This is a genomic window from Pseudomonas sp. GW823-FHT02C05 (genome assembly GCF_058797595.1).
In genome coordinates, this window is record NZ_JBXAJU010000004.1 from 119,926 (window position 1) to 137,877 (window position 17,952).

Annotated in this window: 19 protein-coding genes; 5 read left to right on the forward strand and 14 right to left on the reverse strand. The window is 64.7% G+C overall.

All coding sequences use genetic code 11. The annotated features are described in order from the left end of the window. Positions 1–72: 72 nt before the first annotated feature. Positions 73–702: a glutathione S-transferase gene (locus tag AC1RGE_RS21905; protein WP_011063885.1), complete on the forward strand. Its 630-nt coding sequence runs from the start codon at positions 73–75 to the stop codon at positions 700–702. On the opposite strand, the gene AC1RGE_RS21910 is transcribed toward AC1RGE_RS21905, so the two are convergent. The 5 genes from AC1RGE_RS21910 to rloA2 form a co-directional block, all read right to left on the reverse strand. Continuing rightward, on the reverse strand, positions 699–869 hold the full coding sequence (locus AC1RGE_RS21910; protein WP_155246651.1) for a hypothetical protein: 171 nt from the start codon (positions 867–869) through the stop codon (positions 699–701). The genes AC1RGE_RS21905 and AC1RGE_RS21910 overlap by 4 nt on opposite strands. Continuing rightward, the gene (gene creD / locus AC1RGE_RS21915; RefSeq protein WP_041120144.1) at positions 862–2,238 is read right to left on the reverse strand and encodes a cell envelope integrity protein CreD; all 1,377 of its coding nucleotides are present in this window, start codon (positions 2,236–2,238) and stop codon (positions 862–864) included. Before creD ends, AC1RGE_RS21910 begins: the two co-directional genes overlap by 8 nt. Before the next feature lie 91 nt (positions 2,239–2,329). Beyond that, a complete protein-coding gene (gene creC / locus AC1RGE_RS21920) occupies positions 2,330–3,748 on the reverse strand; it encodes a two-component system sensor histidine kinase CreC (protein WP_019094051.1) in 1,419 nt (472 codons plus the stop codon). Next, entirely contained in the window at positions 3,748–4,428 is a 681-nt protein-coding gene (creB, locus tag AC1RGE_RS21925; RefSeq protein WP_026020081.1) for a two-component system response regulator CreB, read from the reverse strand. Before creB ends, creC begins: the two co-directional genes overlap by 1 nt. Positions 4,429–4,487: 59 nt before the next feature. After that, entirely contained in the window at positions 4,488–4,988 is a 501-nt protein-coding gene (rloA2, locus tag AC1RGE_RS21930) for a retropepsin-like aspartic peptidase RloA2 (RefSeq protein WP_011063889.1), read from the reverse strand. A 236-nt stretch (positions 4,989–5,224) separates the two neighbouring features. Between rloA2 and yihG the strand changes: the two genes are divergently transcribed. Continuing rightward, positions 5,225–6,112 (forward strand): 1-acylglycerol-3-phosphate O-acyltransferase, YihG family, encoded by an 888-nt coding sequence (yihG, locus tag AC1RGE_RS21935; protein ID WP_492585033.1) that lies wholly within the window; start codon positions 5,225–5,227, stop codon positions 6,110–6,112. Here yihG and AC1RGE_RS21940 read toward each other — a convergent pair whose 3' ends face one another. From AC1RGE_RS21940 to AC1RGE_RS21955, 4 genes are all read right to left on the reverse strand, one after another. Then, on the reverse strand, positions 6,113–7,270 hold the full coding sequence (locus AC1RGE_RS21940; protein WP_015637287.1) for a glutathionylspermidine synthase family protein: 1,158 nt from the start codon (positions 7,268–7,270) through the stop codon (positions 6,113–6,115). After that, positions 7,267–7,968, reverse strand: coding sequence for a DUF1190 domain-containing protein (locus tag AC1RGE_RS21945; RefSeq protein ID WP_169892508.1), 702 nt, complete (start codon positions 7,966–7,968; stop codon positions 7,267–7,269). Before AC1RGE_RS21945 ends, AC1RGE_RS21940 begins: the two co-directional genes overlap by 4 nt. 10 nt (positions 7,969–7,978) lie before the next feature. After that, positions 7,979–8,407, reverse strand: a complete 429-nt coding sequence (locus tag AC1RGE_RS21950; RefSeq protein ID WP_123431061.1) for a DUF350 domain-containing protein — start codon at positions 8,405–8,407, stop codon at positions 7,979–7,981. A gap of 138 nt (positions 8,408–8,545) precedes the next feature. Further along, entirely contained in the window at positions 8,546–9,112 is a 567-nt protein-coding gene (locus AC1RGE_RS21955; protein WP_011063894.1) for a DUF2780 domain-containing protein, read from the reverse strand. Between the two features lie 223 nt (positions 9,113–9,335). Here AC1RGE_RS21955 and AC1RGE_RS21960 point away from each other — a divergent pair, with 223 nt between their 5' ends. The 3 genes from AC1RGE_RS21960 to AC1RGE_RS21970 all read left to right on the forward strand — a co-directional run bounded on the left by AC1RGE_RS21960 (position 9,336) and on the right by AC1RGE_RS21970 (position 11,393). Further along, the gene (locus AC1RGE_RS21960; RefSeq protein ID WP_011063895.1) at positions 9,336–9,980 is read left to right on the forward strand and encodes a sigma-70 family RNA polymerase sigma factor; all 645 of its coding nucleotides are present in this window, start codon (positions 9,336–9,338) and stop codon (positions 9,978–9,980) included. Further along, a complete protein-coding gene (locus tag AC1RGE_RS21965; protein WP_011063896.1) occupies positions 9,977–10,651 on the forward strand; it encodes an anti-sigma factor in 675 nt (224 codons plus the stop codon). The genes AC1RGE_RS21960 and AC1RGE_RS21965 overlap by 4 nt, the downstream gene beginning before the upstream one ends. Before the next feature lie 157 nt (positions 10,652–10,808). Next, positions 10,809–11,393 (forward strand): hypothetical protein, encoded by a 585-nt coding sequence (locus tag AC1RGE_RS21970; RefSeq protein ID WP_019094048.1) that lies wholly within the window; start codon positions 10,809–10,811, stop codon positions 11,391–11,393. Between the two features lie 167 nt (positions 11,394–11,560). Here AC1RGE_RS21970 and fdhA read toward each other — a convergent pair whose 3' ends face one another. The 5 genes from fdhA to AC1RGE_RS21995 form a co-directional block, all read right to left on the reverse strand. Then, positions 11,561–12,760: a formaldehyde dehydrogenase, glutathione-independent gene (gene fdhA / locus AC1RGE_RS21975; RefSeq protein WP_011063898.1), complete on the reverse strand. Its 1,200-nt coding sequence runs from the start codon at positions 12,758–12,760 to the stop codon at positions 11,561–11,563. Between the two features lie 170 nt (positions 12,761–12,930). Beyond that, positions 12,931–13,788: a formyltetrahydrofolate deformylase gene (gene purU / locus AC1RGE_RS21980; RefSeq protein WP_041752650.1), complete on the reverse strand. Its 858-nt coding sequence runs from the start codon at positions 13,786–13,788 to the stop codon at positions 12,931–12,933. A gap of 156 nt (positions 13,789–13,944) precedes the next feature. Next, a complete protein-coding gene (locus tag AC1RGE_RS21985; protein WP_011063900.1) occupies positions 13,945–14,577 on the reverse strand; it encodes a sarcosine oxidase subunit gamma in 633 nt (210 codons plus the stop codon). Positions 14,578–14,630: 53 nt separating this feature from the next. Next, positions 14,631–17,648, reverse strand: a complete 3,018-nt coding sequence (locus AC1RGE_RS21990) for a sarcosine oxidase subunit alpha (protein WP_492585035.1) — start codon at positions 17,646–17,648, stop codon at positions 14,631–14,633. Beyond that, a complete protein-coding gene (locus tag AC1RGE_RS21995; RefSeq protein ID WP_019094046.1) occupies positions 17,645–17,947 on the reverse strand; it encodes a sarcosine oxidase subunit delta in 303 nt (100 codons plus the stop codon). The genes AC1RGE_RS21990 and AC1RGE_RS21995 overlap by 4 nt, the downstream gene beginning before the upstream one ends. Positions 17,948–17,952 lie beyond the last annotated feature (5 nt).

A 17,952-nucleotide genomic window follows, 5' to 3' on the forward strand; every position in this document is an offset into this window, starting at 1 on the left:
GCTCCTGTGGCCAATGCCACAGGCTGCGCTAAGATCCCCGGGCTGCGAGACTTCCACCCGCGAGGAATATTCATGTCCACCCCAAGCATGACGCTGTTCCACAACCCGGCATCACCTTACGTACGCAAAGTCATGGTGCTGCTGCATGAAACCGGGCAGTTGAACCGGGTCGCCCTGCAAGCCAGCCAGTTGAGCCCGGTAGCTCCGGACGCCGCGCTGAACCAGGACAACCCCCTGGGCAAGATCCCCGCCCTGCGCCTGGACAACGGCCAGGTGCTGTACGACAGCCGGGTAATCCTCGACTACCTGGACCAGCAGCACGTCGGCAACCCGCTGATCCCCCGGGACGGCTCGGCCCGCTGGCGGCGCCTGACGCTCGCGGCCCTGGCCGACGGGATCATGGACGCCTCGGTACTGGTGCGCTACGAGCTGGCCCTGCGTGCCCCGGAAAAACACTGGGAACAGTGGCTCGACGGCCAGCGCGACAAGATCCGCCGAGCCCTGGCGGTTCTCGAAGCCGAAGCGATTGCCGAACTGGCCAGCCACTTCGATATTGCCGCCATCAGCGTTGCCTGCGCCCTGGGCTACCTGGATTTCCGCCACCCCGACCTGGAATGGCGCCAGGACCATCCCCAGCTGGCCGCCTGGTACTTCGAGATCAGCCAGCGCCCGTCGATGCTGGCGACCCGGCCGCCGGTCTAATCGGTCAGGCGATCGGGCCTCTTCGTCGGCAAGCCGGCTCCTGCAGCACGGGGCATGGCTTGCTGGCGTACCAGCCACCAGGCATCGAGCGGAAACAACTGGCCGATGCGCTGCGCCAGATGCTCCCGCTGGCGCTGATCCTCACGCAAACCCAATGACCTACTCATGGACGGCCTCCAGATCGAACTGCAAAGGCTGCGCTGCCTTGCGCTGGCCAATGCCATACCAGTCCAGCTTGCGGGTCAGCACCATGAACACGCCCAACAGCCCGAACAGCAGCAGCGAGCCCATCAGCAGCGCGTAATCCTCGGCGCTGAGCAGGCCATAGAGCAGGCCGTACAAGGCCGCCAGCGCGATCGCGAACAGCGCGCCGTTACGCCAGCTGTGCAGCACATGGCTGACATAGAAGCCGATCAGCCCCACACAGGCTGCCGCCGACACGCCATAGGCCAGCGCAAAGCCCAGGTGCTCCGATAGCGACAGCAGCAACAGGTAGAAGAACGCCAGGGCCACGCCCACCAACCCGTACTGGATCGGGTGCACCGACAGACTCTTGAGTACCTCGAAGAGAAAGAAGCCGGCGAAGGTCAGGCCGATGAACAGCAAGGCGTATTTGATGGCCCGGTCGCTCTTCAGGTACTGGTCCACCGGGTCGATGAAACTCACGCCGAAGCTGCGGCCGTTGAAGTCCTGGCATTGCGTGCCGAATGCGCAACGCTCCATGGCCTGTTCCAGGTTGGTGGAGAAGAACGAGGTCTGCCAGATGGCTGAAAAGCCCTGCTCGGTCACTTCACGCTGCACCGGCAGGTAGTTGCCGATAAAGCTCGGGTGCGGCCAGTTGGCCGTCAGCAGGACCTTGCTGGTCTTGCCCACCGGCAGCACCTGCAACTGGCCGGTGCCCTGCAGGCGCAGGTCGAAGGCGAAATCCAGGCGGGTGTTCTTTTTCAGGTCCAGGGGCGGCAGCAGCACATGCACGCCTTCATCCAGCCAACTGACAAAGGTGCCCGGGGCGAAGTCCAGGGTCTGGCCGTTGAGTTGCAATTGCAGGGCGTTCTCGATGCCGCGGATATCGCTGATGCCCACCGCCAGGAAGGGCTGGTCGAACTGGTAGTCGGCAAAATCTTCCTTGATCCCGTATTGCTCGGGCACGGCGAAATGGCCGCTGATGTGATTGTCGGCGTGGAACAGCCGAGCCTCGTAGATGCCCCGGGCACGCAGCTCGGTCTGGGCCTTGCCGTCCAGCTCGAAGTGTTCCGGCAGGAAGAACATGCGCCCTTGCTCCTCGCCGATTTCCTGATAGCGCTTCTTGGTCTTTTCGTCGGTCTTCCAGGTGCGCACGGTCTTGCGGTAATCCACCACCATCACCGGACCGCGGATCTGCTGCTGGGTGCTGGAGCTGCGGGCAATATCGTCGAGCACGCCGTCGCGCAGGCTCTGGCGCTCGCTGATCAGGCCGCTGATCATCAGCAGCGGTATCAGCAACAGCAGGATCAACAGGCCAATGGCCCCGAGTTTGAAGGTCAGGTTGCGGTTCATGAGGCTCTCCCGGTTCGAATGGGAGAGAGTCTGGAACGCGGCTATGGGGGTTTTATGGAAGCAATGTGGAGAGTCTGTGGAGAATCCCCGCTCAGGGCAGGCGCAAGGTCACCTGCACCCCGCCCGGAACGTTGTCGATACGCATCTGGCCGCCATGCAACTGCACCACTTCCTCGACGAAGTTCAGCCCCAGGCCGGTGCTCTTGCGTCCGCTGTCCGGGCGCGGCAGGGAATAGAACCGCTCGCACAGGCGCGGCAGGGCATAGTCCGGAATCGGCTCGCCCTGGTTGAACAGCACCAGCTCCACGCCCTCCTCCACAGGTTGCGCGCTGCAACGCAACAGGCCGCCCACGGGGCTGAAGTCCAGGGCATTGGTCAGCAGGTTGCCCAGGGCCTGGCGCAGCAGGAACGGCTCGCCGGACCAGGCCAGGTCCGCCGGCACCCGAAGTTCCACCTGCAGTTGCTTGCCTTCGATACGCCCGTGCTGGCTGTTCAGCAGCTCCTTGCACAACGGCGCCAGGGGCACATTCACCCGCTCTTCCAGGCCCTGGCGCTGCTCCACCTGCGCCAGGTTCAGCAGGCGCTCGATCAACTGCTGCATGCGCGCGCTTTCGCTGTCGATATTGCCGACGAAACGCTGGCGCTGTTCCAGGGGCATTTCGCCCTGCAGCAGCTCCGCCGCCCCGCGAATCGCCGCCAGGGGGCTTTTCAGTTCGTGGGTCAGGGTATGCACGTAGCGCTCGACGTAGGCCTTGCCTTCGAGCTGGGTGCGCATGTGTTCCACCGCCGTGGCCAACTGCTCCATTTCACCGCCGCGATAGTGCGGCAACTCGGCCCGGCGCCCTTCGCTGACCGCCAGGGCGTAGGCGGTCATGCGCCGCAGCGCGGCGCTCAGCCACCAGGACAGCAAGGCACCGAACAGCAGGCCCATGGCGATCAGCCCGGCGCCGTACCACAGCAGGCGCCGCTCGGTGCGGTCGACATAGGGCTGCAGGGAACTGTTGGGCTTGGCCACAGTGACCACGCCGATGATCTGGCCGTTGTCGCGGATCGGCGCACCCACGTGCATCACCGAGGAATTGGGATCGTCGGCCAGCGAGCGCGACGAGCGCGCGCCGTACTGGCCACGCAGGGTCAGGTACACGTCGTTCCAGCGCGAATAGTCCTGGCCCACCGCCAGGCCGCTGGAATCCAGGACCACGATGCCCTTGGCGTCGGTCACGTAGATGCGGTGGTTGACCTGATTCTTCGGCAGGCCCCAGATGGTCGCCGCCGGTTGCCGCTCGCCATAGGCACGCAACAGCTGCGGCCAGCGGTTCTCGCTGAGGGTGCCGGCCTTGAAGTCATCCCGCAGGATCTCCGCCAGCAGGTTGGCGGTGTCCACCAGGGTTTCCTCGGTGGACTGGCGGACCCCGGGGCGGATCTCCTTCATCACCGTGCTCAGCACGAAATAGCCGGTCAGGCTGATGAACAGCAAATAGACCAGGAAGATCCGCAGCCCCAAGGTCATCAGGCGTGGCTCGGGCTGTAGCTGTAGCCCAGGCCGCGATGGGTCTGGATCGGTTCGGCCTGGGCCGCCACCAGGCGCAGCTTGGCCCGCAGGCTCTTGATATGGCTGTCGATGTTGCGCTCATAGCCCACATCCGCCATTACCCCCAGGGCGTCCAGCAACTGCTCGCGGCTGAACACCCGCTCGGGCTGTTCCAGCAGGCATTGCAGCAGGCGGAACTCATGCCGGGTCAGGCTCAAGGGCTGGCCACGGTAACTGATCTGCACCCGCTCAGGGTCAATCACGAACAACGCCGCGACCGCCTCGGGAGCCACCCGCGGGGCCATGCGCTTGAGGATAGCCTTGACCCGCGCCGCCACTTCCCGCGGGCTGAAGGGCTTGACCACATAATCGTCGGCACCGATTTCCAGGCCCACCACCCGGTCGATCTCGCCGTCCCGGGCACTGAGGAACATCACCGGCACCTCGCTGAAGCGCCGCAGTTGCTTGCAGGTTTCGAAGCCGCTGATATCCGGCAGGCCGATGTCGAGGATGATCAGGTCCGCCGGGCTCGCCTGCTGATGCTCCAGGGCCGCACGGCCCAGGCTCAGCCAGGTGGTAGTGAAGCCTTCGCCTTGCAGGGCAAAGATCAGGGTGTCGGCAATCGCCGCTTCGTCTTCGACAATCAGGATATGGGGCATGGCATCCAAGCACGCAAATTCAGTGGGCGAACGGTGCCGGATGCCTGGTAAGTCGTCAATCAGCAGTCGGGTTTATCGGCGGTATAACGCCGCGCCGGGTTCACCGCCGCACCGAATTCGCGCAGGGCCTTGGCGCCAATCAGCAGCGGGTAGTTGAAGCTGCTGCGGTCGGTGAGGTTGACCTCCACCGTGCGCTTGACGTTGCCCAGGCACATTTCCAGTTCCACCACCGGGCGCTTGGCCGCCTGCGGCTCTTCCCGGTCATCGTCCTCGTCGGAACGGCTCTTGATCTTGCTGATGCGCGCCACCTTGTGTTCGTAGACCTTGCTGCCAGCGTCCTTGGTGGCCAGGCGGAAGCGCACCCAGTCCTCGCCATCGCGGGTGAAGGTCTGGATATCCTTGGCCGACAGCGAAGCGGTCAGGGCCCCGGTGTCCATCTTGGCTTGCAGGGTTTCGCCGATTTCCGGCAGGCGGATGTATTCGTAACGGCCATACAGGGTCGGCTCGGCAGCCATCACCGGCAGCGCCAACAGAGACACAAGAGCAAGGACAGATTTCACGACGGTGGATTCCTTGAAGAAAGTGGGCAGCGGGATTTTAGACCGCTGCCAACGAATTGGTTCTACCCGAGCCCCGTAGGAGTCGGCTTGCCGGCGAAAGGGCCCCGATAGACACCCCAGCCAATTGCCACCACCGTACCCGCCCCCAGGTGAAACATTCGTCAGCACACTAGAATTTGGCCTGCCCGCCGAAGCTGCTTATCATGGCGCGCCCAAAAGATTGCAAAGAGTGCCTTATGCGCCGCCTGCTCACCGGCTGTTTCGTCACCCTGCTCCTGCTGCTCAACACCCTGGTGCTGTTCGGCCCGTTGATGGTGTTCGCCCTGCTCAAGCTGGTCCTGCCTGGGCGCCTGCGTGACTACGCCTCGGCTGCGGTGATGTGGATCGCCGAGACCTGGGCCGAGATCGACAAGCTGATCTTCGCGCTGTGCATCCCCACCCGCTGGGACATACGCGGCGGCGAGGGCCTGCGGGTCGACACCTCCTACCTGGTGGTGAGCAACCACCAATCCTGGGTCGACATCCCGGCCCTGATCCAGACCCTCAACCGGCGCACGCCGTTCTTCAAGTTCTTCCTCAAGAAGGAACTGATCTGGGTGCCGTTCCTGGGGCTGGCCTGGTGGGCCCTGGACTACCCCTTCATGAAGCGCTACAGCAAGGCCTTCCTGGCCAAGCACCCGGAACTGCAAGGCAAGGACCTGGAAATCACCAAGGCTGCCTGCGAGCTGTTCAAGCGCCAGCCGGTGACCGTGGTCAACTACCTGGAGGGCACCCGCTTCACCCCGGCCAAGCGCCAGCAGCAGGCCTCGCCCTTCAAGCATCTGCTCAAGCCCAAGGCTGGCGGCGTGGCCTTTGTCCTCGCGGCCATGGGCGAACAGCTGGACGCCATGCTGGATGTCACCGTGGTCTATCCCCAGGAACGCATTCCCGGTTTCTGGGACCTGATCTGCGGCAGCGTGCCCAAGGTGATCATCGACATCCGCACCCGCGAACTGGACCCCGCGCTGTGGCAGGGCGATTACGAAAACGACCCGGCGTTCCGCCAGCAGGTGCAGGACTGGGTCAACCGGCTGTGGACCGACAAGGACCAGCGCATCAGCGAGTTGCTGGGCGAAAGCCGCTGATCAATCGCTGATCACGTGGGGCAGGAAGCGGCTGCTGTCCTTGGTGATCGGCGAGTTGTCCTCACGAATGCCGATACCCGCCGGCTGGTCCCCGATCACCCAACTGCCGATCACCGTGTGGTTGCCGGCAAACACCGGCAAGGGGTGGAACTGCTGGCGGATGCAGGGCCCGCCGCCGTAGGGCCCGGCCTCGATCAAATGCTCGCCGCCTTCGGTGCAGATTTCCACATTGGCGCCCTCTCGGGAAAAGAACGGCTTGCGCACCCACCCCGGGCCCAGGCTGGCGGCGGGGTCGTCGTCGATAAACGCCGGCAGCAGGTTCGGGTGCCCCGCATGCCGTTCCCAGAGCAGGGCCAGCGCGCCCTTGTTGGAGAGAATGGCTTTCCACGGGGGCTCGACAAACTGCGTGCGGCTGCCGGCAATGGCCGGGCCAAAGGCTTCGTTGAACAGGTGCTCCCAGGGGTAGAGCTTGAACAGGCTGTCGATGGGGGTGCCCAGCAGGTCGACGAAACGCCCGCCGGCATTCAGACCGATGTCCTCGATGTCGAGCAACCGCGTCCCCAGGCCAGCCTGACGGGCAATGTCGCGCAGGTATTCGACCGTGCCGCGGTCTTCGAGCGAATCCCTGACCGAGGCAAAGTGCATCGGCGACTTGAAGCCGCCCTGGACGAAGGCCTGGAGCAGCTTGTCCTCGATGCTGTTGAACTGGTCGCAGCCGGCCGGCAATTGCCCGCGCTGCATCTGCTGTTCGAGCCAGACGTACTGGAAGAAGCTCGCCTCGTACAGCGAGGTCGGCGTGTCGTAGTTGGTTTCCAGGAGCTTGGCCGGGCCGGTGCCGTCGTAGCACAGGTCCATGCGCCCATAGAGGTGGGGGTCGCCCTGCTTCCATGACTGGCGGATCAACTCATGAAAGGCCGCAGGGATAGCCAGGCGCTCCAGCAGTTCCTCGCTGTCCACCACCTCGGCCACCAGGGCCATGCACAGCTCGTGCAGTTCCTGGGTCGGGTCTTCCAGGTCGTCCTCGATCTGCCGCAGGCTGAAGCGGTAGTAGGCCGACTCGTCCCAGTAAGGCTCACCGTCGAAGGTGTGGAAGGCAAAACCCAGTTGCTCCGCCGTGGCTTGCCAGTCCGCACGCGGAGTGCTGGGGATGCGCTTCAAGAACCGAAGCTCCAACTGCTGCGGCTGGAGGAACCGAAGCCGCTGCGGCTGACCACTTCATGGGCGCCGGCCAGCGGGTTGCCGGCGCTGGTGAAGTGTTCCGGGCTGGATATCCCGAAGCGCCCGCCACTGGCGCCGGAGAAGGTCTTGCCGGCCTCCACCTGCTGGCTGAGGGTGCTCAGCTGGGTACCGCCACGACCATCGCGCTGCTTGTACAGGGCCTCGCTGAAATAGCGCGGTTCAGGGGTCGAATCCAGGCCGATCCAGCGCCAGAAGCGCGAGCCCGAGCTGGAGCCACCACCACCACCACCACCACCACCACCACCACTGGAGCTGGTCTGTTGTTCTTCTTCGGGCTTGTCCGGCACCGTGCGCTGGGAGGTCAGGGCAAAACCGCTGGAAATCGGTACATAGGCTCGGTTATCGCGCGAGACCATGCAGTTGGCGGTGACGAAATCCTCCTCGCAACGTTGCAGGTCCAGGTAACGCGGGGCCACACGCTCCCCACGTTCGCGGGCGTCATCGCGGGCGGCCTGGCAAATGGCGGACGGAATCTGTGCCCGTTCGCATTCGCTGACGCTGCTGAAATTCTGGGTCTGGCGCACTTCCCGGGTCGCCTGGGACTGGCCGTCACAGGCGGCCAGGGCAAACGGCACGCTGCCCAGCAACACCAGGCGCACGCTCTTGCTGCGTTTCATGGCCGCGCCCTCAGACCGAAGGGGTCATGCAGGCCGCGTTCAGCAGGCCGACACCGACAGAAACCGATGCCACCAGGATGGCCGCCGCGTACTCCTGGCTGGCAATGCGCTGGGACAGGCCCTTGAGGGTCAGGCTGACCACAAAGAACGCCAGCAGCTGCACCACCGCGGCGATGCCGGCCCAGAGCAGGAAGTCGATGATCGAGATTGAATGGGAAATAGCGCTGGCCACCGGAATGGCAAAACCCAGCAAGGCACCGGACAGGGCGATGGAAGCCGCGCTGTTGCCCTCGCGGATCAGGGCGAATTCGTTATAGGGGGTCAGGCGCGTATAGATGAACGCATAGAGGGCAAAGACCAGGGCCGCGCCCAGCATGTAGAGCATGAAACCGAGCACCGCATCGGCGGGCAGAGACATCTTCAGTGCATCCATGAACATCGCGTTCAAGCTTCCTTGGAAAACGGGGCGCGAGATATAGCACAGGCCCGATTCGGCGAAAACTCCGGGAAAGGTAAAGACCAGGATTGCAGGAAACTGGGAGGGCCCCGGCGCGCCAGGCGCCGGGGCCGGAGCGCGCTACTTGGCCACGCCCCAGATGCCGCTCAGGCTTTGCAGCAGGGAGCCGCCAACGCCCTGCTGGCCCAGGTACTGCAGGATCACCGGCGCAAACTGGCCGATCATGCCGCTGTCCATGCCCAGGGCGCCGAAGGCGTTGTTCAGGTCATTGGTGTCCTTGACGTCGCCCAGGGCGCTGTCCAGGCCCTTGGTCTGCCCGGACGACTGGCCCAGCAGGCCGCTCAGGGCACCCAGGCTGCCCAGGGCGTTGCTGCCCGAGAGCTTGTCCAGGCCCGGGACACTTTTGCTCAACTGGGAATAGTCGGTGCTGCTCAACTGGTTCTTCGCCAGGCCAAGCATGGCGCCCGTACCGCCGATGGCTTGCTGGGGAGTGACATTCAGTTGCGAACCCAGGGCTCCGAGCAGGCCGGCGGTCTGGGAAGTGGGGGCCGCGGCGGCAGCCTTGTCGCCGCCCTGCATGCCGGAAATGGCATTGGCCGCGTCGTTCAGGCTGAAACCGCCGGCCAGGGCCGAACCGGCTGCCAGGGTCATCAGGGTAGCCAAGGCGAAACCGCGTGGAATATTCATCGAAACAACCTCATGGGGCAGGAAACCACCCGTGTTCGGATGGCTGGAAAACAGCCTTTTGACTGAAGCTTCGGGCGAATGTTCCGAAAGTGACGCAGCGGCGCCCGCACCCTGTGGATTTTAGTCGAGAATCACGCATCCACGGCTCGCCGCTCTGCGTATATGCAGCAACGACGACCGGCGCAGGCACATCGGCACCGGCCGTAGCAGGAGGTCGCAACCCGTGAATGGAACAACCGCCCACCCTGGACTACCCTCTGGCTGGATCGACCGATGCCAGCCGTGGTCCATTCATTTGCCACCTGCCTGGAGAACCGCCATTTCCGCTCTCGACCCCGATCAACTGCGGCACTTGCTGGCCCAGTGCTCACTGGGCGATCGCCGCGCCTTCGAAACCCTGTACCGCAGCGTTGCCCCGTACCTGAATGGGGTGGCCCTGCGCTTCATGGGCCGCCGCGACCTGGCCGAGGAGGTGCTGCAGGAAAGCTTCGTGCGCATCTGGAACAACGCCGTGCGCTACCAGCCGCACCTGTCCGCCCCCCTGACCTGGATGATCAACATCACCCGCAACCAGGCCATCGACCAACTGCGCAAGCACCGCGAGCGGCCCCTGGGCGAGGGGGAGCAGCAGCAACTGATGGACGACGCCCCCTCGGCCCACGAACAACTGGACAGCGCCCGCCAGGCCCGGGCCCTGAACCGCTGCCTGGAAAGCCTGGAGGGCATGCAGCGCCAATCCATCACCGTGGCCTACTTCCAGGGCCTGTCCTGCTCGGAACTCGCCGAGCAGCTGGCCGCGCCCCTGGGCTCGGTCAAGTCCTGGATCCGCCGCGGCATGGAACGCCTGCGCAGGTGCCTTGAATCATGAACTATCGAACCCCCGAACGGCGCCGCGCCCTCGCCGCCGACTACGCCATCGGCCTGATGCAGGGCGCCGCGCGCCGGCGCTTCGACATGCTCCTGCTGGACGACCCGGCCCTGCGCGAGGAACTGGCGCAGTGGCAGGAGAGCCTCGCCAGCCTGACCGCAGGCCTGCCCGAGCAGGAAGTGCCGGAGCATGTGTGGCAAGGCATCCAGGCGCGTATCCAGCCCCAGGTCCTGCACATGCCGCAGAAAAACCCGCTGTGGATGCGCCTGCGCCTGGCGATCGCCGCCTGCGCCGTGCTGGCCACCCTGTACATCGGCTTTATCCGGCAGGACGACCAGGTACGCTACAGCGCCACCCTGCTCAGCGCCGACCAGCAACCGGCCTTGCAGATCAAGGCCCACGCCCAGTACCTGCAGGTGGAACCCCTGACCCTGGCCGCCATCGGCCTGGACCGCAGCCTGGAACTCTGGGCGATTCCTGCCGATGGCAAGCCTATTTCCCTGGGCGTGGTACCGGTGGGCGGCAAGGGCCGGATCAACCTGACCCAGGCCCAGCGCGACCTGCTGGGTACCCCGATCGCCCTGGCGGTGAGCCTGGAACCCCACGGCGGCTCGCCTACCGGGCAACCCACCGGGCCAGTGCTGTACCAGGGGCAATTGGCGGCGCTCTGATGGGATTCTTCGCCGGCAAGCCGGCTCCTGCAAGGCTTGTGTAGGAGCTGGCTTGCCAGCGAAGCCGCCAACGCTAAACTGCCCTGCCCACTCACCAGCAGGGTCTGCGCCAGCCCCGGGTTGCCGCGCAAGCCCCCCGCACCTTTCGGCACTTGCAGTGAAACGATCTCCAATCAGAACGGCCCTCTACAGCTGCATCGCCCTGGCCCTGGCCATCCCCCTCGTCATCTGGATCATCGGCCGCCCCATCGACGGCAACCGTTGCTCGGACGCAGCCCATGCCACCGGCCCCCTGACCGAGGTCATCAGCCAGTACTTCCAGGAGACCCACGGCGCCGACTGGCAAGAGGAGATCCACTCACTGATCATTCTCGAAGTCCCGGCGGCCCAGACCCTGGCTCGCCAGCCCCAGGCCCATTACTGCGAAGCCCTGGGCCTGCTGGAAAACCCGCAACGAGCGCCCACGGAAAAATTCCATACCGCCGTGCTGATGCTCTCGCTGCCCATCGGCTACTACCTGGATTTCATGGACCGCATTCACCAGTTGTATCAGCGCGGGCTCATCGACCAATCCGTCCTGAGCATGGTGCTTTTCCCAAGAGGCACGGCGCTCAACTACTGGTGGCTACCCCAGTGGCGATCGCGTTTCCAGCGGGATGCGCCAGGCGTGTTTAGCGAGGCCGCCGCGCAGTACATCCTCAGTGGAGAACACTGGGTCGACTACCCGGGCAAGGGTTTCTGACTCGGTATCGGCAGTGCCCGACGCAGGATCGCCACGCAAGCTCGACAGCGGCTACTGGGGGGTGTTTTTAGCCACAGGGTACGAAGTGCTCGCGGCGGTATCGGGCTTACGCCACAACGCAAAAGGGCGACCCGTGGGTCGCCCTTTTTCTTCTATCGCCTCAAGTCTCAGGCAGCACTGAACAGCTTGTGCGGATCGATGACGAATTTCTTCGGCACGCCGGCATCGAACTCGCCATAGCCGCGCGGGGCGTCGTCGAGGCTGATGACTTCAACCCCTACCACGTCGGCAATGTTGATGCGGTCCCACATGATGGCCTGCATCAGTTGGCGGTTGTATTTCATCACCGGGGTCTGGCCGGTGTGGAAGCTATGGGACTTGGCCCAGCCCAGGCCGAAGCGAATGCTCAGGCTGCCCATCTTCGCCGCGGCGTCCACGGCGCCCGGGTCTTCGGTGACGTACAGGCCGGGAATGCCGATCTTGCCCGCCACCCGCACCACGCCCATCAGGGAATTGAGCACGGTGGCCGGGGCTTCGTGCTGGGCACCGGCATGGCCGTGGCCACGGGCTTCGAAGCCCACAGCGTCCACCGCGCAGTCGACTTCCGGCTCGCCCAGCAAATCGGCGATCTGTTCGTGCAGCGGGGTGTCCTTGGACAGGTCGGCAATTTCAAAACCCTGGGCCTTGGCGTGGGCCAGGCGTACCGGGTTGACGTCACCGACGATCACCACCGCGGCCCCCAGCAGGCGCGCCGAAGCAGCGGCCGCCAGGCCCACCGGACCGGCACCGGCCACGTAGACGGTGCTGCCAGGGCCGACACCGGCGGTGACGGCGCCGTGATAACCGGTGGGCAGGATGTCGGAAAGGCAGGTCAGGTCGCGGATCTTCTCCATGGCCTTGTCGCGGTTCGGCAGTTTCAGCAGGTTGAAGTCGGCGTAAGGCACCAGCACGTATTCGGCCTGGCCGCCGGTCCAGTCGCCCATGTCGACGTAGCCATAGGCACCGCCGGCGCGAGCCGGGTTGACGGTCAGGCAGACCCCGGTGTGCTGTTCCTTGCAGGAGCGGCAGCGCCCGCACGCCACGTTGAAGGGCACCGAGACCAGGTCGCCGATCTTCAGGTTCTCGACGTCGCTGCCCTTCTCGATCACCTCGCCGGTGATTTCATGGCCCAGCACCAGGCCGACCTGGGCGGTGGTACGACCACGGACCATGTGCTGGTCCGAACCGCAGATGTTGGTGGAGACCACGCGCAGGATGACGCCGTGCTCAATCTTCCTGCCGCGCGGGTCCTGCATTTTTGGATAGTCGATTTTCTGTACCTCGACCTTGCCGCTGCCCAGATACACGACACCACGATTACCAGACATGCTTTCACCTCGCTGTTGTTGTTATGGAACCGCGTAACCCAAAGGGGAAACACGTGGATTGCTCGGGTACAGATGCTGTTTCGTTTTCAAAATCGCTTTCGCGCGAACAGGCGCAACGCCTGTAGGAGCGAGCTTGCTCGCGAAGGGCTGCGCAGCAGCCCCGGGAATCATCAGAGCACCACCGTCCGGTTGCCGTTCAGGAACACCCGCCGCTCGATGTGATAACCCACCGCCCGGGCCAGGGTCAGGCCCTCGATATCCCGGCCCTTGGCGATCAGGTCCTCGGGGTAATAGCTGTGGTCCACCACCTCCACGCCCTGGGCGATGATCGGGCCTTCGTCCAGGTCGTTGTTGATGTAGTGCGCCGTGGCCCCCACCAGTTTCACCCCCTTGTTGTAGGCCTGGTGATAAGGCTTGGCGCCCTTGAACCCCGGCAGCAGCGAGTGGTGGATGTTGATGGCCTTGCCATCGAGCTTGCGGCACAGCTCCGGCGACAGCACTTGCATGTAGCGGGCAAGGATCACCAGTTCGGCGCCGGAGTCCTCGATCACCTGCCACACCTGACGCTCCTGGGACGGCTTGTCGTTGGGATCGAGGGGGAAGTGGTGGTAGGGAATCTGGTGCCAGTCGGCCAGGGGCTTGAGGTCCGGGTGGTTGGACACCACCGCCACCACGTCCATGGGCAACTGGCCGATGCGCTGGCGGTAGAGCAGGTCGTTGAGGCAGTGGTCGGCCTTGGAGACCATGATCACCACCTTCGGCCGGTAGTGCGGCGCGGTCAGTTCGAAGTTCATCTCGAAGGCCTTGGCCCGCTGCGCCAGACCATCGCGAAAGCCCTGTTCGTCGAGGCCGTCGGGCTGGCGAAACTCCACGCGAATGAAGAAGCGGCCCGAGAGCCGGTCATCGAAGGAATGGTGCTCGGTGACGTAGCAGCCCTGCTCGAACAGAAAGCGGGTCACCGCGTCCACCGTGCCGAGCACGCTGGGGCAGTCGGCGGTGAGGATCCATGTGTCGGGGGCGCGGCTCATGCGGGATAACTCCTGTTCGTTAGGGCAACCGCAGCGCGGTCGGTTCTCTGTAGGAGCGAGCTTGCTCGCGAAAAATCCAAGGGCGCTGTGGTCTTCCGGAAAATCCATCCTTCGCGAGTTCACGAGCCAGCTCGCTCCTACCAGGCCAAGCTGGGCTCAGGCCTGGACGCTCAGGCCATATTCGGCCGCGGCATCCTGCAGCCACATCCACCAGTAATCGGAGAAGCTACGGCGCACCAGCAACTCCCAGGTGTCTTCGCCGGTACGGCGGATCACCAGTTGCGACTTGGCGAACACCGTGCCCACTGCCTTGCCCACCGGGAAGTTGTTGGGGTGCACGTCGTAGCTGGTGGACTTCATCAGCACCTGACGCACGTTGGGGCCGGACAGTTCGAGGATCTGCTGGCCGCCGCTGACGTTGACGATCTGGATATGCAGGTCGCCCAGGGCGGCCCGCAGGTTCTGCTCGGCGGCGAACTCTTCGCCGCTGGGCACGATCAGCAGCCACTCATCCGGGCCCAGCCATTGCAGGCTGGTCTCGCCCTTGACCACTACGCTCAGGGCACCCGGCAGTTCGATGCCCAGGGCCTTGTGCACGCCGGCGGCGAAGGCCGGATCGTGGCCGTCGCCACGGATCGTCAGGTGGCCGAGGAGTTTTTTCTCGCGCAGGGTCACCCCGGCGTTCTTGCGGCCCTTGCCCACCAGGCTCGGCAGGTCGGCGTGGTGCAACGACGACTCGGCCTTGGCCCCGGTGGTGGGGCGCTGTTGGTAAACGTTGACTGCGGTCATAGAGCACCTGTCCTGAATTCTGTTGATAACACCCTGTAGGAGCGTGTTGTGCCTTAGATGTTCTGGCGGTCGCCTTTGGGGTCGAAGAACACCGAGGAAACGATTTCCGCCTCGATCACCCGGCCATCGGCCAGCGGTGCGAAGACCCGCTCGCCCAGGCGCTTGAGCCCCCCCTTGACCACACCCAGGGCGAAGGAATAACCCAGGGAGTTGTGGGCATAGCTGGAGGTCACGTGGCCCACCATGCTCATCGGGATCGCCTGCTTGGGGTTGAACACCAGTTGCGCACCTTCCGGCAGCCACTGGGTCGGGTCGATCGGCTTGAGGCCCACCAGTTGCTTGCGCTGCTCGCGCACGCAGTCTTCACGGTTCATGCCGCGCCAGCCGATCCAGGAGAATGGCTTGGTCCGGCCCACGCACCAGCCCATGTTCAGGTCGTCCGGGGTCATGGAACCGTCGGTGTCCTGGCCGACGATGATGAAGCCCTTCTCGGCCCGCAGCACGTGCATGGTCTCGGTGCCATAGGGGGTCAGGTTGTACTTCTTGCCGGCCTCGACGATCTGCTCCAGCACGCCCATGGCGTAGTCGGCCTGGACGTTGACCTCGTAGGACAGCTCGCCGGTGAACGAGATACGGAACACCCGCGCCGGTACGCTACCCACCAGGCCTTCCTTCCAGGTCATGAACGGGAAGCCGTCCTTGTCCAGGTCGATGTCGGTGACTTCGCTCAGCAGCTTGCGGCTGTTGGGCCCGGACAGGGTCATGGTGGCCCAGTGGTCGGTGACCGAGGTGAAGTACACCTTGAGGTCCGGCCATTCGGTCTGCTGGTAGATCTCCAGCCACTGCAGCACGCGGGCCGCGCCGCCGGTGGTGGTGGTCATCAGGAAGTGGTTGTCGGCCAGACAGGCGGTGACGCCGTCGTCGAAGACCATGCCGTCTTCCTTGCACATCAGGCCGTAGCGGGCCTTGCCCACGTCGAGCTTGGTCCAGGCGTTGGTGTAGATGCGGTTGAGGAACTCCCGGGCATCGGGGCCCTGGATGTCGATCTTGCCCAGGGTCGAGGCGTCCAGCAGGCCGACGCTGTCACGCACGGCCTGGCATTCACGCTTGACCGCGGCATGCAGGTCTTCGCCGTTTTTCGGGAAGTACCAGGGGCGTTTCCACTGGCCGACGTCTTCGAACTCGGCGCCATTCTTCACATGCCAGGCATGCAGCGCGGTGAAGCGCACCGGCTCGAAGATGTGCCCGCAGTGCCGGCCAGCCACGGCGCCGAAGGTGATCGGCGTGTAGTTCGGACGGAACATGGTGGTGCCCATCTGCGGAATGCTGACGTTCAGCGAACGGGCGGCGATGGCCAGGCCGTTGACGTTGCCCAGCTTGCCCTGGTCGGTGCCGAAGCCCAGGGCGGTGTAGCGCTTGACGTGTTCCACCGACTCGAAGCCCTCGCGGGTCGCCAGTTCGATGGCGGCCGCAGTGACGTCGTTCTGCAGGTCGACGAATTGCTTCGGCGCACGCGCCGTGCCTTTTTCGTGGGGCACCTGGAACAGCGCCAGGGTCGGTTCTTCAAGACGGGCCAGGGCCTTGGGCAGAACGCCCTCAACGGCCTGGAAACCGGCTTCGCTGGCGGCGCGCACACCGCCTTCGAAACCGTCGGCCAGGGTATCGCCGAGGCTGTAGACGCCGTTGATGCCACCGACGCACACACGTTTCTGCGGCGCTTCACCGGGCACGAAACCGAGGATGTCTTCGCGCCACACCGGCTTGCCGCCCAAGTGCGAGGCCAGGTGCACCACCGGGCTGTAGCCGCCGGAGCTGGCGATCAGGTCGCAGTCGAGCCATTCGCCGGGGCTGGTGACCTTGTGTGCCTTGACGTCGATGGCCGCTACACGCGCGCCGGTCACATGCTTGCTGCCACGGGCCTCGATCACCGCGCTGGAGGTGAGGATGCGAATGCCCTTGGCCCGGGCTTCTTCCACCAGGGCGCCGCGCGGGTTGTGCCGCGCATCGGCGATGGCCACCACTTGCAGGCTGGCGTCGAGCCAGTCCAGGGCCACACGGTAGGCGTGGTCGTTATTGGTGGACAGCACCAGTTTCTTGCCCGGGGCCACGCCGTAGCGGCGCACATAGGTGGAGACCGCGCCAGCCAGCATGTTGCCCGGCACGTCGTTGTTGCCGTAGACCAGCGGCCGCTCATGGGCGCCGGTGGCCAGCACCACGCGCTTGGCGCGGACCCGATGGATGCGCTGGCGTACCTGGCCGATGGGCGCGCGGTCGCCGAGGTGATCGGTGAGGCGCTCGTGAATGGTCAGGAAGTTGTGGTCGTGGTAGCCGTTGACCGTGGCCCGCGGCAGCAGCAACACATCCGGCAGCGACTGGAGTTCGGCAACCACACTGGCCACCCACTCCGCCGCCGGCTTGCCGTCCAGGCTCTCGCGGCTGTCCAGCAGGGTACCGCCGAACTCTTCCTGCTCGTCGGCGAGGATCACCCGGGCGCCACTGCGGGCCGCTGCCAGGGCGGCGGCAAGGCCCGCGGGGCCGGCGCCGACGATCAGCACGTCGCAGTGCTGGTTCATGTTGTCGTAGGTGTCCGGATCGTTCTCGGTGGGCGAGCGGCCGAGGCCCGCCGCCTTGCGGATGTACTTCTCGTAGGTCATCCAGAACGATTGCGGGTACATGAAGGTTTTGTAGTAGAAGCCCGGCGGCATCAGCTTGCCGCCGACCTTGCCGAGGATTCCCATCATGTCGTTGTTGACGCTGGGCCAGCCGTTGGTGCTGGTGGCCACCAGGCCCTGGTACAGCGCCTGTTGGGTGGCACGCACGTTGGGGATCTGGGTAGCTTCGGTAGCGCCGATCTGCAGCACCGCGTTGGGCTCCTCGCAGCCTGCGGCGAAGATGCCCCGGGGCCGAGAGTACTTGAAGCTGCGACCGATGATGTCCACGCCGTTGGCCAACAGGGCCGAGGCCAGGGTGTCGCCCTCAAAGCCTTTGTAGCTCTGGCCGTTGAAGGTGAAAGTGAGGACTTTGTTGCGGTCGATGCGTCCGCCGTTGGACAGGCGATTGGTCTGGCTCATACCTTCTCTCCAGCAGCCTTGGCGGTGAACTGCGGCTTGGTGCCAATCTTGTAGGTTTCAAGAATTTCGTAGGTCACGGTGTCGCGGGTGGCGTTGAAGTACTGGCGGCAACCGGCGGCGTGAATCCACAGCTCGTGGTGCAGGCCGCGAGGGTTATCGCGAAAGAACATGTAGTCGCCCCACTCCTCGTCGGTGCAGGTGTTGGGGTCCAGGGGCCGGGGAATGTGCGCCTGGCCGGACGAATGGAATTCCTCTTCGGAGCGCAGCTCGCCGCAGTGAGGACAGAAGATATGCAACATAGGGA

Excerpts from the sequence above, each read along its gene's own strand:
- AC1RGE_RS21905 (WP_011063885.1), top strand. The coding sequence starts at position 73 with ATGTCCACCCCAAGCATGACGCTGTTCCACAACCCGGCATCACCTTAC.
- AC1RGE_RS21910 (WP_155246651.1), bottom strand. The coding sequence starts at position 869 with ATGAGTAGGTCATTGGGTTTGCGTGAGGATCAGCGCCAGCGGGAGCAT.
- creD (WP_041120144.1), bottom strand. The coding sequence starts at position 2,238 with ATGAACCGCAACCTGACCTTCAAACTCGGGGCCATTGGCCTGTTGATC.
- creC (WP_019094051.1), bottom strand. The coding sequence starts at position 3,748 with ATGACCTTGGGGCTGCGGATCTTCCTGGTCTATTTGCTGTTCATCAGC.
- creB (WP_026020081.1), bottom strand. The coding sequence starts at position 4,428 with ATGCCCCATATCCTGATTGTCGAAGACGAAGCGGCGATTGCCGACACC.
- yihG (WP_492585033.1), top strand. The coding sequence starts at position 5,225 with ATGCGCCGCCTGCTCACCGGCTGTTTCGTCACCCTGCTCCTGCTGCTC.
- AC1RGE_RS21945 (WP_169892508.1), bottom strand. The coding sequence starts at position 7,968 with ATGAAACGCAGCAAGAGCGTGCGCCTGGTGTTGCTGGGCAGCGTGCCG.
- AC1RGE_RS21950 (WP_123431061.1), bottom strand. The coding sequence starts at position 8,407 with ATGTTCATGGATGCACTGAAGATGTCTCTGCCCGCCGATGCGGTGCTC.
- AC1RGE_RS21955 (WP_011063894.1), bottom strand. The coding sequence starts at position 9,112 with ATGAATATTCCACGCGGTTTCGCCTTGGCTACCCTGATGACCCTGGCA.
- AC1RGE_RS21965 (WP_011063896.1), top strand. The coding sequence starts at position 9,977 with ATGAACTATCGAACCCCCGAACGGCGCCGCGCCCTCGCCGCCGACTAC.
- fdhA (WP_011063898.1), bottom strand. The coding sequence starts at position 12,760 with ATGTCTGGTAATCGTGGTGTCGTGTATCTGGGCAGCGGCAAGGTCGAG.
- purU (WP_041752650.1), bottom strand. The coding sequence starts at position 13,788 with ATGAGCCGCGCCCCCGACACATGGATCCTCACCGCCGACTGCCCCAGC.
- AC1RGE_RS21985 (WP_011063900.1), bottom strand. The coding sequence starts at position 14,577 with ATGACCGCAGTCAACGTTTACCAACAGCGCCCCACCACCGGGGCCAAG.
- AC1RGE_RS21990 (WP_492585035.1), bottom strand. The coding sequence starts at position 17,648 with ATGAGCCAGACCAATCGCCTGTCCAACGGCGGACGCATCGACCGCAAC.
- AC1RGE_RS21995 (WP_019094046.1), bottom strand. The coding sequence starts at position 17,947 with ATGTTGCATATCTTCTGTCCTCACTGCGGCGAGCTGCGCTCCGAAGAG.